The sequence below is a fragment of the Spirosoma gilvum genome, from assembly GCF_054776815.1.
Window position 1 is genome coordinate 446659 of the sequence record NZ_BAAHBH010000001.1, and the last position, 12622, is coordinate 459280.

The window sequence follows — 12622 nt, forward strand, 5'->3', positions numbered from 1 at the left end:
ATTTTCTATTTGAGAATTATCCATAAATATTTGTGGAAGCCCATTTTTTGTTGAATAGATTCTATTATATCTAGCATTTATAACTGATTTAAACCCGCTCTTGCCTTGTTATCGATACTGTTTTTATACTCATGATGCTTAAAGCTTAGCGCTTTTTGAAAGAAAAAACGCGCTCGGGCCTGATCGGCCTTTTGCTGATAAATATAGCCTAGTTGTAAAGCCGACGTAGCCCCAAATGATAAGCCCTCAGGCTCGCTGATACTTAACGCTCGGTTAAGATACGGAATCGCCGAATTGGGGTCATTTCGACGCTGATAGATACGACCCATCCGATAATTATATTCAGCTTTTTCGGCTGTAACAAGAAATTGGGCTTCAGTATACGGACGAAGATAGGCCAACGCACTATCGGTAAACCCGCCATCGGAAGCCAGTCGGGCCCGCATCAACACCTTCTGATTCGCCGAAGCCCCTTTTTTTAAATAAGCTTCTGCAAACTTCTGAGCGGCTTTGTCCGACTCAACCGTAGTGCGCCCTGTACTTACTACTTTTTGGAGTAAAGGTCGGCTTTCGGAGTCAGGTTCGTTTGCCAGCCAGTGGCACAGAAACAACTTATAATACGAGTCTTTCAGGAAGTTTTGCCCTTTGTAGTTGTTCAAAAACCGCTGAAAATGAGCGGATGCTAAAGCATATTCGCCTTTTTGTAAGTAAATATCGCCGAGGATATTTTCGATGATTGGCAAAGGTTGATAGACTGAACCGGTAGGTCGTTTGGTTAAATAGGAGAGAGCCTGTTCACTATGCCCTGCCTTTTGCTCAATAGTAGCCCCGAAGAAGTGTAGCAGCAGATTATCGGCATTCTCGGCTACTAACTGCTGTAATGTCTGGCTGTCGATATCCGTAAATTTCAAAACATAGGCCCGCACCATCAGATCGATTAGGCGTGTCTCCAGTCGAAAAAGAGGGTCTTGCTGCGCCCGTACCAATTCCTGCTGACCTTGTTTGATCGTACCTCGTAGTCCCAGCAAACGGGCCACCCAGGTATAATTGTCTGGTACGGAGCCAACCATAATATGTAACGTGCCCAACGATTTGTAGGTAGGCAAAAAGTCGGGGAACAACTTCTGGTTTTCGAACAGGAGCTTATAGGCTTTGATCACATCCCAACTGGCACTGAGTTCCTTGCCAAATTTGAGTTTAATAAATGCCCAGTGCAGCCGCACTTCGGCCAGTGCTACCCGCTGCCAGGGGGAGTTTTTATCCAGGTCGTTTAATGCATCGAGCCGGTCATCTTCCCGAAAGCTCAGCCGAGCGAATGCCTTGTCATCGTCGGTGGTGACGAGCTGAATCATATCAGCATAATCGTCCAGAAAGATGCGGATGCCATTATGGGGCGATTCTCGGGTCAGGGTTTGTTGAGCCGCCTGAACTTTTAACTTTTGTAGATCAGCGTATGACCGCTGCAGGCCGGGTGTCCAGGTGAAATCCTGGGCGGCAAGAAGGGTGGGCAGGCCGATAAATAAAAACAAAAACACCGGGCCTAAACCCGGTGCTTCTGATATAAAATAAGCCAATACGCCGGATTGATACCCAGTGTTTTTAGGCAGACGATTACCGGCCACGGCCAACAGGGGCTGGTTCGGGAACGCCTTCGACATCGGCCAGAATACGACCACAGTGTTCGCAGACAATAATTTTCTTTTTGTCTTTGATGTCGGCCTGCCGCTGGGGTGGAACTACGTTAAAGCAGCCACCACAGGCTCCCCGTTTCACAACCACCACGGCCAGACCATTCAGGGCATTGCCACGAATTTTATTATACGAGTTCAGCAGACGGGGCTCAATCGTGGTTGCCTGCAATTCGCGTTGCTTGATGATTTCCTTTTCTTCCTCCTGGCTTTCGGAGGTGATCTGGTCCAGTTCCTGCTTTTTGGCTTTCAAATCTTCCCGGCGCTCATCGAGGGCTGCCTGAGTTGTTTTGATTTCCTCTTCTTTGCCACGCACCCGAAACTGAGCTTCATTGGCACGTTTTTCAACTAATTCGATTTCCAGCGACTGGAGTTCGATTTCTTTTGAAATGGCGTCGAATTCGCGGTTGTTTCGGACGTTCATTTGCTGATCTTTATACTTGGTGATCAGCTTTTCGGCATCTTTCTTTGCAACGCGATTGCGCTCAATATCTTCTTCCAATGTCTTGATCTCTCCCTGAAACTTGCCAATACGGGTTTCAAAGCCAGCGATGTCATCTTCCAGGTCACGAACCTCTTCGGGAAGCCCTCCCCGAATTTTAATCAGTTCATCTAATTGAGAATCAAGAGATTGTAGTTTAAGGAGAGCGTCTAATTTTTGCGCAATCGTCAGTTCCATTCGGAAAGTAGTTAGTGCTATATGAAGTATCTAACCGGATTGGTGTCCGTTTCAGATAAAATTACCGCAAAAGTAGTGAATTTTTTTGCCAAATGCCCGCTAATCAATTCTTTCGTGAAAACCTCGCTTTCATAATGGCTAATATCGCAGATACCAATGCGGTTATCGGCGTCGAAAAACTCATGATACTTATAATCGGCCGTTACAAAAATATCGGCTCCGGCACGTATCGCATCGGGCAGTAAAAAGCTGCCTACGCCCCCACAAACCGCGATTCGTCGGATGGGTCGGTCGGGCAGGGGAGTGTACCGGATGAGGTTGAGCTGCATATGCTCCTTTAAATACGAAAGCCATAATTCGCCCAACAATGGTTCGGGCAACTCGCCCACCGCCCCAGAACCGACTTCCTGATTCTGATTGTCTAAACTAGTAAGATAGTAGGCGACTTCTTCGTACGGATGTGCTTGGCGAAGGGCGGCTAATACCTGTCCCTGCTGATGGGTGGGTATAAGGACCTCGATTCGATTTTCGGTTTCTTCGTGGTATTCACCCACTTCGCCAATGGCGGGAGTAGCGCCTTCACCAGGCTGATAGGTGCCGGTTCCTTCAGCTCGAAAACTACAATTTTTATAGTCACCAATTTGACCCGCCCCGGCGGCATAGAGCGCTTCCAACACTCGCTGGGTATCCGATACGGGTACAAACGTTACCAGTTTACTAAGTATCTGCGTTTTGGGAGCTAGAATCCGAACGTTTTGCAGTTGAAGTTTCTCGGCGATTTTGAAATTTACCCCACCTGCCACATTATCCAGATTCGTATGGGCTGCGTAAATGGCAATGTCGTTTTTGATGGCTTTTATAACCGTTCGCTCGACATACGTTTTACCATTGAGTTTCTTAATCCCTTTAAATACAATAGGATGATGAGCAACAATCAGATTACAACCTTTGGCAATGGCTTCATCGACAACAGCCTCCGTGGCATCCAGAGTTACCAGAACGCCAGTAATTTCGGTAGTAGGATCGCCTACAATAAGGCCTGCGTTGTCATATGATTCCTGATAAGCCAGGGGGGCAAAGGATTCGAGGTAAGACGTTACTTGCCGAATCTGTATCATGTCCGATAGTAAATAGTAAAAACGCGGCAAGATACCATATATTGAGTGATTGAGCGGTTGTGTGATTGAGTGAATCATTGACGTAAGCCAACATTCACTCAATCACACAACCGCTCAATCACTCAACAAAACTAATTTACGCTAAACCCAATCGAAAGTAAACCCACGCCGTTTTTGGCATTGCCTAATACGGTTTTGGCAGCACCAGTGTTGGCAATTTGCTGAAGCCCCTGCTCATAACGGGCGCCAATGAAAGCTTTGCCAAAGTACAGGTTGAGGCCGCCCGCAATACCGTAATCGACTTTATTAAAATTGTCGCGGTTGATAGCGCCTGACCCAGAGCCAAAATCACCGTTTGAGTTGATATTAGAGTTCAGCAGATACGATACATAGGGTCCTGCCTGTAATTCAACAGCCTGTCCTAATTTGAATGTCGCCAGCACGGGCAATTCGGCATAGTTCAGTTTGAATGTGTTTTTACCCGTAAAACCAAGGACATTATAGGTAGCCGAAGCCCCTTTGGTCATATACAGCAACTCTGGCTGGATCGCAAAAAATTCACCAATTGGTGCCTGTGCGAATACACCGACATGGAAGCCGATACGCTCATTTTTATCGCTGACACCCTGACTGTCGTAAAATAGTGAACTGGCATTTAAACCGCCCTTCAGACCAACCCGCGTAATACCTTGTGCAGATACACTCGTCGAGTTGAGCATGATCGCACTGACCGTCAGAGCGGCAGTGGCAAGTAGGAGTTTTACTGACTTTTTCATAACGATTATTGAGTTAAGAATAGGGGTTGATACTACCCATTCTGTCCTACCTGAAGCAGCAAATTCGTGCCAGAAAAGCTATGGCTGCTCCAAATAATGCTATTGCACTCAGTCTGATACGTTTATACCCAATAGTATGAATAGCTGGTATAATTACTCAGGCAGAATAGATGGGGAATTCTCTCCCCAATTTGTAGAGTTCGTCAATCATTCTTATAATTCCGCAATAAGAATAGACCGGCGAAGAGTTATGAAATAAAATGCAGTAGATTTTTTACCAGATTTAGCGATAAGTAAAATAAGTATATTCGATTTAATAGACTTAGCTAGCTAAAAAAATTGATGATTTTGAGTAATTTTGAAGGAAAGGTCATTTTCTGGAAATAACAGAGTGACTGCTGGTCGTTTTAACTATACATTCCAAACGACCCGTATTGATAGCCGTAACTTTACATGACTTGTATGCATCGGAAACCTACTTCCACAACGATTCTGATTGCCGACGACGATACAGATGACCGCTTGTTTATGGATAAAGCTCTTCGACAGAGTGGATATGCGCACAATATCCAGTTTGTTGAAGATGGAGAAGAGCTGATGGAGTATTTACGCCGGGAAGGACGTTATAACGAAATGAATGCTCCATGGCCAAACTTGCTTATTCTGGATCTGAATATGCCCCGAAAAAATGGATTTCAGGCCCTAAGCGAAATAAAAGATGACCCGAAACTTCGTCGGCTGCCCGTTGTGGTTATGACAACGTCTACCGCCGATGAAGATGTGTTGAAAACGTATAATTTAGGGGTGAATTCGTTTGTGACAAAGCCGTTCAATTTTAATCGATTAGTTGAAATGGTAGGGGCTTTGAAAACGTATTGGATGGATACCGTTAAATTGCCATAAACAGTTGGTGGAGTACATTAGTATATCCGCCACCAATTGTTTGCAGCTAACAATTTCCTGTTTATGATACCTGCGCCAATTGCACTCAATGTTAATGAAAAAAAAGAAATCATTCGGGTTCTTCTAATCGAAGATGACGAGGATGATTACCTGCTTACCAAAGCTTTAGTTTCGGTCAAAGAAAATGCATCCATCAAACTTGAGTGGGTGGATAGTTATGATCGTGCTCTGGCAGCTATCGACAGGAACCAGCACGATGTATATCTTGTCGACTATCGGTTGGGGCATTACACAGGTATCGACCTGATTCAGGAAGCGTTTCAGATGGGGTGCCGGGCTCCCATGATTCTACTGACCGGCCAGGACGATCTGACCGTCGATCAGTCGGCGCTGGAACTGGGGGCGGCCGATTATCTGGTAAAAGGACGCATCGATGCCCAGTTATTAGGACGTAGTATTCGGTATGCACTTCGGCAGGCTAGTGTGCTGGCCGAACTAGCTCAGAAAGAGAATAAGTACCGCACGCTGTTTGAGCGATCAATCGACGCTATTTTTGTGGCTAATGACGAAATGCGTTTTCAGGATGCCAATTCATCGGTTGAACGATTGTTGGGCTATAGCCGCGATGAGCTTCGCCATTTAAACCCTGCCCGCCTTTTTGCCGATCTGAATCAACTTCGCAACTTACGCTTTAACGTACGCGAACATGGGCAGATCAAAGATTTCGAGACAACGTTGATTCATCGAAATGGCCGCAAACGAATCTGTCAAATTTCGGTTTGGGCGGTTGAGGATGTTATTGGGCATCCCGAGTGGTATCAGGGAATTGTACGGGATATCACTGATCAGAAACGAGCCCAACAGGATCTGATTCTGGCTGAAAAGCTGAGCATGACCGGCAAAATAGCCCGAAGTATTGCTCACGAAGTTAGAAATCCGCTGACAAACCTGAGCCTGGCGCTGGAGCAACTCAAAGATGAGCTGGATACAGACAGTGAGTTCATTACAATGTTTACCGATATTATCGAGCGCAACGTAGACCGGATTGGGCAGTTGATCACTGAAATGCTCAATTCGTCGAAACCACGCGATCTGGACCGGAAAAAGCAGGATTTCAACCCCGTTGTTCGGGAAACTATCCAGCTCATCAGTGACCGGATCAAGCTCAAACGAATGCGGCTCGAAACCACTTTCTCGACCGATGACTGCAGTGCGCTACTTGACCGCGATCAGGTCAAAACCGCCCTGCTGAATATTCTGGTCAATGCGGTAGAGGCTATGGAAGAAGGTAAAGGCATATTGACAGTTCGAACGGGGTGTGCCGACAATAATCGGGTTTACGTAGAGGTAAACGATAATGGAGAGGGTATCAGTGAATCGGTTCGACAGCGATTGTTCGATCCATTCTTTACCGGAAAGTCGGGTGGAATGGGGCTGGGACTAACAGCTACTCAGAATATTATCAATAGTCATAAAGGATCGATCGAAGTGGAGAGTCAGGAAGGGAAGGGCACAACATTTCGACTGTATTTCCCGAGATAATACATAAATCGGTATTGCTCAATTCCGATAATTACTTTATAGCCAGCTTTCTACAGAGAGCTGGCTTTTTTGTGGAATCGACTGAGTAAAAATATACACACTTCCCCAGTTAAGTTTTTGGTTAACCTAGCATTTACAGAGTTTTTTTTAAGAAATTAAAGCAGGAAAAAGGTATTAAGTTGCTGATAATCAAATCTATACCTTGGCGTCGATTTAGATATGTTTAACTGCTGATATATATGGCACAATAAAAGCTATTTGATAGATAACCTACTAACTAAAACTATGTGGTCCATTACTCACTTTCCGGCGGCTATGCGGTCACTAAGCCCCAAGACTCGGGCAAAAGCGATTGAGATTGCTAATCAACTACAGGAGCAAGGGCAGCTAGATCAGCATCATATTGTTATGGTCAGCGTTGATGAAGCCCGTAGGTGGGCTCGCCTTGAGCGTTCTAGTCAGGAATGGCCCATGAAAAACGATCAGCTATATGCCTGATTATTTACTCAACTAAATCCCATAACACAGGCTATGATCTGGAAAAAGACCATTTACGACTCACTAATTAGCTGCGCAACTCTCTGCAATCAGTTTGCGACCGAATGCTCTAATGCCGACGATATTGAGAATTGGTATCGGAGTATATTCCTTAATCTTGATTGTGCCGATATGTGCCGAAATCTGGCCATCATGTATGTGCGGGGCTCTGAGAATGCTCGCCTTCTGGCAAAAGCATGCATTGAAGTCTGCGAAAAATGCGCGCAGGAAGTTAGCCAGATCAATACAGAACGGGCCAATCAGATTTATACAGTATGCCAGCAAACGATCTGTTGCTGTGTTAACATTATAGATATGGGGTATCAAACCGATCTGGAAGCTCAACATCCAGCCGCTACACCAGAATCCTTGTTTTACGGTATCGACCTGCGTCAAACACTTTATAATTAATTAACTCAATAGACTCTAGTCGTTAGTCGATAGTCAGCAGTCAAAGATAAGGTCAACTGGCATTATCGACTGATGGCTATCGATTAACGACTTTTCTTTAACGTTATGGAAACAAAACCACAAATCAACAAGCAGTTAGAGAAAGTTCGCGACATGATCGAGGACATTCGGATCGCCATGATGACGACCGTCGATCAGGAAGGTAATCTGGTGAGTCGGCCAATGGCTGCCTTACAGGTCGATGAGGAAGGGACTATCTGGTTTTTTACAAATCGAACCTCCCCAAAAGTAGATCAGACCGATCATAACCAAAGTCGGGTGAACCTGTCATTTGCCGATGTTGGTGACGCCGATTATGTGTCGGTATCGGGTCATGCCGAAGAACTGGACGACCGGGCCAAAGTCGATGAACTTTGGAATCCACAGGCTAAGGCCTGGTTTCCAAAGGGAAAAGATGACCCGAACCTCATTTTGTTAAAGGTACATATCGATATGGCTGAATACTGGAGCGCCAGCGATAGCCAGATGGTTCGGTTATTCCAGCAGGCGGCCGCCCTGGTTACCGGTACTCCCCCCGACATGGGCGAAAATAAGAAGGTGTATAATTGAGGAAGGAAAAAAGGAGGAAGGGGAGAAAAGGGAAGAAAAGGGAAGAAAGGGAGTAAACGGTTAAACCTATGCTCCCTTTCTTCCCTTTTCTCCTTTTTTATGCTAACCTCAGTAGCATAGATGAGCGGGCGCCCACGGTTATGGTATTACCGCCTTTAACTGGTTCGCCGTTTGGGTGAATCTGACCGGCAGTGGTATCGACAAGGACTTCCCACAATGCACGTTTTCGATCTATTTTCGGAAGTTTGAACGGAATATCCTCCCAATAAGCATTCAGGATCCAAAGCAGTTGTTCGTCGCCAATGTCCTGCCCATCTTCGGTTTGTTCGGTTACCCGAAGGCCATCGATAAATAAGGCTATACAGTGGGTATTCGGGTTGTTGAAATCATCGCCCGTCATTTCCAGGCCGTCGGGCCGTATATAAGCCACCTGTTCGGTACCGAAAAAACGACGTCTGCTCAGCAATGGAGTGGCCTGACGCAGGGCTGTCAGTTGGCTTGTAAACTCATAAAGAGCCTGTTGCTTCTCATTCCAGTGCCAATCCATCCAGCTAATAGCACTGTCCTGATTGTAACCATTATTGTTGCCCTGTTGCGTGCGTCCGCATTCATCGCCCATTACAATCATGGGAGTACCCTGACTTAGTAACATCGTCGTCAGGAAATTGCGTTTTTGGCGTTCCCGGAGTTCGTTGATGGCTGGATCGTCGGTTGGACCTTCGGCGCCACAGTTCCAACTCAAATTATCGTTCGAGCCGTCACGGTTTTCCTCGCCATTCGCTTCGTTATGTTTATCATTGTAACTCACCAGATCGTTGAGCGTAAATCCATCGTGAGCGGTGATCAGGTTGATGCTATTGGCAGGGGAGCGGCCATCGTTGGCATACAAATCTGGACTTCCAAGGAGCCGGGTAGCCGTTTCAGCAGCTTTGCCCGGATCGGCTTTCCAGAACGCCCGGAGCGTATCGCGGAATTTGCCGTTCCACTCCGACCAGCGTACCGGAAAGCCACCCACATGATATGAATGAATATCCCAGGGTTCGGCAATGAGTTTCACCTGAGCTAGAATCGGGTCCTGAGCTACCGTATCCAGAAAAGCCGACACACTACCAAACTCTTCGTCGGTACGGATCAGGGCTGAGGCTAAATCGAATCGGAACCCGTCGACGTGCATGTCGGTGACCCAATAACGCAGGCTGTCCATCACGAGTTGTAACACCCGAGGGTGGCTCAGGTTGAAGGTGTTGCCTGTGCCGGTATAATCCATGTAATACTCGGGGTTTTCGCCAACCTGATGATAGTAAACCCGATTGTCGATACCTTTAAACGACAGGGTGGGACCTAGCTGATTGCCTTCGGCGGTGTGGTTGTATACCACGTCCAGTATGACTTCAATACCCGCTTTGTGCAGGTTTTTAACCATCTGCTTAAACTCGGCGACCTGCTGCCCCATCATACCCGACGATGAATAAGTATTTTGCGGTGCGAAAAAGCCGATGCTGTTATACCCCCAATAACTTTCGTCAGTAAACTGGTGTACCGGCAACAATTCGACTGCTGTAATGCCCAATTTGGTAAGGTAGTCGATACTTTCGGGTGAGCCGAGTCCGGCATAAGTTCCCCGGATGGATTCGGGCAGAGTTGGGTGCGAATGGGTGAATCCCTTTACATGTACTTCATAAAGCACAGACCGATGAAGCGGGATAGCAGGCGCTGTGTCATCCTGCCAGTCAAATGCTGGGTCAATGACAATGCTTTTGGGCATCGATGGACCACTATCTTTTTCGCTTCGGATAAACGTAGTTTGATGGGCGTCAACGCCGATAGGATCAGTAGCTAACTCGCCATAATCATACCCTAGCCAGGAATCATCGTGATTGACGGGTGCATGAATAGCACGTGCGTAGGGGTCGAGTAGCAGTTTGGCCGGGTTGAAATAATGTCCCGAAGCCGGGTCATAGGGACCATCGACCCGAAATCCATATAACTGTCCTGGCTTTAGGCCCTCCAGATAAATATGCCAAACCAGATCTGTTCGTTCAAAAATTGGAATGCGAGCCGTTTCCTCACTGGGGTTGGCCGGATCGTACAGACAGAGTGACACGGCGGTCGCGTTCTCACTAAATAAGGCAAAGTTGACGCCTTCGCCATCGTAAGTGGCTCCTAGGGGATACGCTTTACCCGGTTTTGAGGTTAAAGAAGGGGTTTTTGAGTTTGCATTAGCGGGTTTACTCATAACGTTTTTGCGTAGAGAATAATGGTTTTATTGCTTAACTGTATGCGAAAGGGGATTGTTTGAGTGGTATATAGACACAAAAAAGCCTACCCCCAAAGGGAGCAGGCTTTCCAATCCCACCATTCACTACACTACCAAGGCCAGACGGGCCATTGTAGAATTGGCCGATTCGATACTCTGTTTCTGGCGAAGCAGCAACTCCCGAGTACTGGCTACTAAGTCAGTTTCCTGAAGTACAGAATTATAATTGTTTAGGGCTTCCTGGTCACCCCGGTGGCATTCCTGTACAACGGCTTTATCATCATTGGTGGCAAATGCTGATTTAATATTGATCCAGGCGCGGTGCAAATCGGCAGCCAGGCTTGTGCTGTCGTCAGGCTCACCGCCCAGTGTTCGTATTTCGCGGTCTAGTTCGAGGGCAAATTCAGCCCGCTGGCGCGATTGAGCAAGGAGTAATGATCTTAACTCTTGATCGTCGACATGTTCGGCCGCTTCCTGATAGCCTTTTTCAGCATCATGGTTGAGGGTTAGAAGTCGATTAAGCTGATCGAGGATTTCACCCCGGGTTACTTTCACATTCATAACGTTGTGTAGGTTGGACTGATCAGAAAAATAGTTTTCGTAACGTTTCTTGTTGAGTAAATCAGAAAGTTGAGCTGTCCGATAAGCAGCGTTTACTTTTCGGGGTCATGCCCCCAGTTTTTCAGAGAATAAGCCCAGTTGGAACCGGCTATGTGTTCGGGGCGCTGAGCACTATGTCGCTTCACATAACCAATCACCTTCTGCATATGCTCATAATCGGCTTCCGTCAGTTCATTGATATTCTTATCTAAAATAGCGATGATCTGGCCGCCCGACTGATGTCCTATAGACTCTTTGTTACCCTCTTTTGTTTGACCAACTGACCGGGATTCTTCGGTTTTTAGCCATTTTTTTAATTCTGAGGGCGACATATTGACCAACGTATCAAACGACTGCCGAATCTCTTTCTTTTCCTGTTCATCGAGCGTTGCTACCATAACCCGTTTTATTGTTTAGTTACTTCACTAGCCGATTTAATAATTCGCTTACGGTCCTGTTTGATGACTAAAGCCGGTTCGTCGGCCGATCCTTTTCGCTTGACGGTAGCTCCCTGAACCTTGCGTTTGACATCATCTGTATGAACCTCTACAATAGTTCCTTCGGCTTTCCCTTTCCCGTAGTTCCAACTCACTTTATCTCCTCTCCTGGGCGTATCCATCGGCTAAAATGTTAAGTTTAAAAGGCAGATGGTTAGGAGTACTTCCTAACCATCTGATAATTTTTAGTCGCCAAGCTTACCGTTTTTGGCGTCACGCTGCATTTTTTTGTTGGCAAAAATGGCAATATCGACGCGACGGTTTTTCTGACGCCCTGCTGCGGTTGCATTATCGGCAACGGGTTGTGATTCCCCATAACCTTTCTCGTCAACACGTGATGTTTTCACTCCCTGAGTCTCCAGGAAATTAGCGACAGCATCGGCCCGTTGTTTCGATAACGCAAGGTTATGTTCTGCCGAGCCAGTAGCATCGGCATGTCCTTCCACTAAAATATCCGTTTCTTCTTCCTTATTAAGCGTTTGAGCGAACTGAATAAGCTGTTGTTTTGTCGCCGACTTTAAAGCATAGGAATCGACATCGAATAAAATATCAGAACCAAGTGAAACCTTGATACCTTCACCTACCCGATCTACCTGAGCGTCGGGCATCTGACGTTGTATTTCTTCGGCCCGCTTATCCATCCGTCGGCCAATAACAGCACCGGCTGCGCCACCAACGGTTGCGCCCAAAATGGCTCCCATAGCTGTTTTTCCTTTACTCTTGCCAATCATACCGCCGATAACGGCACCGCCACTGGCTCCTACTATAGCGCCCTTTTGCGTCTTGTTTAGTTTTTTCTGCTGGGCACAGGCAACGTTTCCGGCCAGCAGGGAGACTGCTAGTGGAATCGCAAGGGCTTTAGTGGCAACAGATTTCATGTGTGAATTCATAGCGTTGTGAATATTGGTATTGCCTATAGATGTCCAAACGCTATACCAGTTTAAGCCGAAAATTGAAGTCTGTAAGTATATTAATTGGTAAGTTTCTGATTATTAGTGAATTGAT

At 46.5% G+C, this 12622-nt stretch carries 14 protein-coding genes; 5 read left to right on the plus strand and 9 right to left on the minus strand.

The window, feature by feature from the left end; all coding sequences use genetic code 11:
• Nucleotides 1-77: 77 nt before the first annotated feature.
• The 4 genes from ACYVFD_RS01765 to ACYVFD_RS01780 form a co-directional block, all read right to left on the minus strand.
• The gene (locus tag ACYVFD_RS01765) at nt 78-1658 is read right to left on the minus strand and encodes a tetratricopeptide repeat protein (protein WP_461088603.1); all 1581 of its coding nucleotides are present in this window, start codon (nt 1656-1658) and stop codon (nt 78-80) included.
• Nucleotides 1612-2367, minus strand: coding sequence for a zinc ribbon domain-containing protein (locus ACYVFD_RS01770; protein ID WP_461087917.1), 756 nt, complete (start codon nt 2365-2367; stop codon nt 1612-1614). The genes ACYVFD_RS01765 and ACYVFD_RS01770 overlap by 47 nt, the downstream gene beginning before the upstream one ends.
• Nucleotides 2368-2384: 17 nt before the next feature.
• Nucleotides 2385-3485 (minus strand): Nif3-like dinuclear metal center hexameric protein, encoded by a 1101-nt coding sequence (locus tag ACYVFD_RS01775; protein WP_461087919.1) that lies wholly within the window; start codon nt 3483-3485, stop codon nt 2385-2387.
• 131 nt (nt 3486-3616) lie between these two features.
• On the minus strand, nt 3617-4261 hold the full coding sequence (locus ACYVFD_RS01780) for a porin family protein (protein ID WP_461087921.1): 645 nt from the start codon (nt 4259-4261) through the stop codon (nt 3617-3619).
• 462 nt (nt 4262-4723) lie between these two features.
• Between ACYVFD_RS01780 and ACYVFD_RS01785 the strand changes: the two genes are divergently transcribed.
• The 5 genes from ACYVFD_RS01785 to ACYVFD_RS01805 all read left to right on the plus strand — a co-directional run bounded on the left by ACYVFD_RS01785 (nt 4724) and on the right by ACYVFD_RS01805 (nt 8263).
• The gene (locus tag ACYVFD_RS01785; RefSeq protein WP_461087923.1) at nt 4724-5164 is read left to right on the plus strand and encodes a response regulator; all 441 of its coding nucleotides are present in this window, start codon (nt 4724-4726) and stop codon (nt 5162-5164) included.
• A 63-nt stretch (nt 5165-5227) separates the two neighbouring features.
• Nucleotides 5228-6706, plus strand: coding sequence for a two-component system sensor histidine kinase NtrB (locus ACYVFD_RS01790; RefSeq protein ID WP_461087925.1), 1479 nt, complete (start codon nt 5228-5230; stop codon nt 6704-6706).
• Nucleotides 6707-6991: 285 nt separating this feature from the next.
• Nucleotides 6992-7204, plus strand: coding sequence for a DUF2188 domain-containing protein (locus ACYVFD_RS01795; RefSeq protein WP_461087927.1), 213 nt, complete (start codon nt 6992-6994; stop codon nt 7202-7204).
• Between the two features lie 33 nt (nt 7205-7237).
• Nucleotides 7238-7654 (plus strand): four-helix bundle copper-binding protein, encoded by a 417-nt coding sequence (locus ACYVFD_RS01800; RefSeq protein ID WP_461087929.1) that lies wholly within the window; start codon nt 7238-7240, stop codon nt 7652-7654.
• Nucleotides 7655-7759: 105 nt separating this feature from the next.
• Nucleotides 7760-8263: a pyridoxamine 5'-phosphate oxidase family protein gene (locus tag ACYVFD_RS01805; RefSeq protein ID WP_461087931.1), complete on the plus strand. Its 504-nt coding sequence runs from the start codon at nt 7760-7762 to the stop codon at nt 8261-8263.
• 97 nt (nt 8264-8360) lie between these two features.
• On the opposite strand, the gene glgX is transcribed toward ACYVFD_RS01805, so the two are convergent.
• The 5 genes from glgX to ACYVFD_RS01830 all read right to left on the minus strand — a co-directional run bounded on the left by glgX (nt 8361) and on the right by ACYVFD_RS01830 (nt 12507).
• A complete protein-coding gene (glgX, locus tag ACYVFD_RS01810; protein WP_461087933.1) occupies nt 8361-10499 on the minus strand; it encodes a glycogen debranching protein GlgX in 2139 nt (712 codons plus the stop codon).
• A gap of 126 nt (nt 10500-10625) precedes the next feature.
• Nucleotides 10626-11081: a ferritin-like domain-containing protein gene (locus ACYVFD_RS01815; RefSeq protein ID WP_461087935.1), complete on the minus strand. Its 456-nt coding sequence runs from the start codon at nt 11079-11081 to the stop codon at nt 10626-10628.
• 92 nt (nt 11082-11173) lie between these two features.
• Nucleotides 11174-11518 (minus strand): DUF3140 domain-containing protein, encoded by a 345-nt coding sequence (locus ACYVFD_RS01820; RefSeq protein WP_461087937.1) that lies wholly within the window; start codon nt 11516-11518, stop codon nt 11174-11176.
• 8 nt (nt 11519-11526) lie between these two features.
• The gene (locus tag ACYVFD_RS01825; RefSeq protein ID WP_461087939.1) at nt 11527-11739 is read right to left on the minus strand and encodes a hypervirulence associated TUDOR domain-containing protein; all 213 of its coding nucleotides are present in this window, start codon (nt 11737-11739) and stop codon (nt 11527-11529) included.
• Between the two features lie 63 nt (nt 11740-11802).
• Entirely contained in the window at nt 11803-12507 is a 705-nt protein-coding gene (locus ACYVFD_RS01830) for an OmpA family protein (protein WP_461087941.1), read from the minus strand.
• Between the last annotated feature and the right edge of the window lie 115 nt (nt 12508-12622).

Excerpts from the sequence above, each read along its gene's own strand:
- ACYVFD_RS01765 (WP_461088603.1), bottom strand. The coding sequence starts at position 1,658 with ATGTCGAAGGCGTTCCCGAACCAGCCCCTGTTGGCCGTGGCCGGTAAT.
- ACYVFD_RS01770 (WP_461087917.1), bottom strand. The coding sequence starts at position 2,367 with ATGGAACTGACGATTGCGCAAAAATTAGACGCTCTCCTTAAACTACAA.
- ACYVFD_RS01775 (WP_461087919.1), bottom strand. The coding sequence starts at position 3,485 with ATGATACAGATTCGGCAAGTAACGTCTTACCTCGAATCCTTTGCCCCC.
- ACYVFD_RS01780 (WP_461087921.1), bottom strand. The coding sequence starts at position 4,261 with ATGAAAAAGTCAGTAAAACTCCTACTTGCCACTGCCGCTCTGACGGTC.
- ACYVFD_RS01785 (WP_461087923.1), top strand. The coding sequence starts at position 4,724 with ATGCATCGGAAACCTACTTCCACAACGATTCTGATTGCCGACGACGAT.
- ACYVFD_RS01790 (WP_461087925.1), top strand. The coding sequence starts at position 5,228 with ATGATACCTGCGCCAATTGCACTCAATGTTAATGAAAAAAAAGAAATC.
- ACYVFD_RS01795 (WP_461087927.1), top strand. The coding sequence starts at position 6,992 with ATGTGGTCCATTACTCACTTTCCGGCGGCTATGCGGTCACTAAGCCCC.
- ACYVFD_RS01800 (WP_461087929.1), top strand. The coding sequence starts at position 7,238 with ATGATCTGGAAAAAGACCATTTACGACTCACTAATTAGCTGCGCAACT.
- ACYVFD_RS01805 (WP_461087931.1), top strand. The coding sequence starts at position 7,760 with ATGGAAACAAAACCACAAATCAACAAGCAGTTAGAGAAAGTTCGCGAC.
- glgX (WP_461087933.1), bottom strand. The coding sequence starts at position 10,499 with ATGAGTAAACCCGCTAATGCAAACTCAAAAACCCCTTCTTTAACCTCA.
- ACYVFD_RS01815 (WP_461087935.1), bottom strand. The coding sequence starts at position 11,081 with ATGAATGTGAAAGTAACCCGGGGTGAAATCCTCGATCAGCTTAATCGA.
- ACYVFD_RS01820 (WP_461087937.1), bottom strand. The coding sequence starts at position 11,518 with ATGGTAGCAACGCTCGATGAACAGGAAAAGAAAGAGATTCGGCAGTCG.
- ACYVFD_RS01825 (WP_461087939.1), bottom strand. The coding sequence starts at position 11,739 with ATGGATACGCCCAGGAGAGGAGATAAAGTGAGTTGGAACTACGGGAAA.
- ACYVFD_RS01830 (WP_461087941.1), bottom strand. The coding sequence starts at position 12,507 with ATGAATTCACACATGAAATCTGTTGCCACTAAAGCCCTTGCGATTCCA.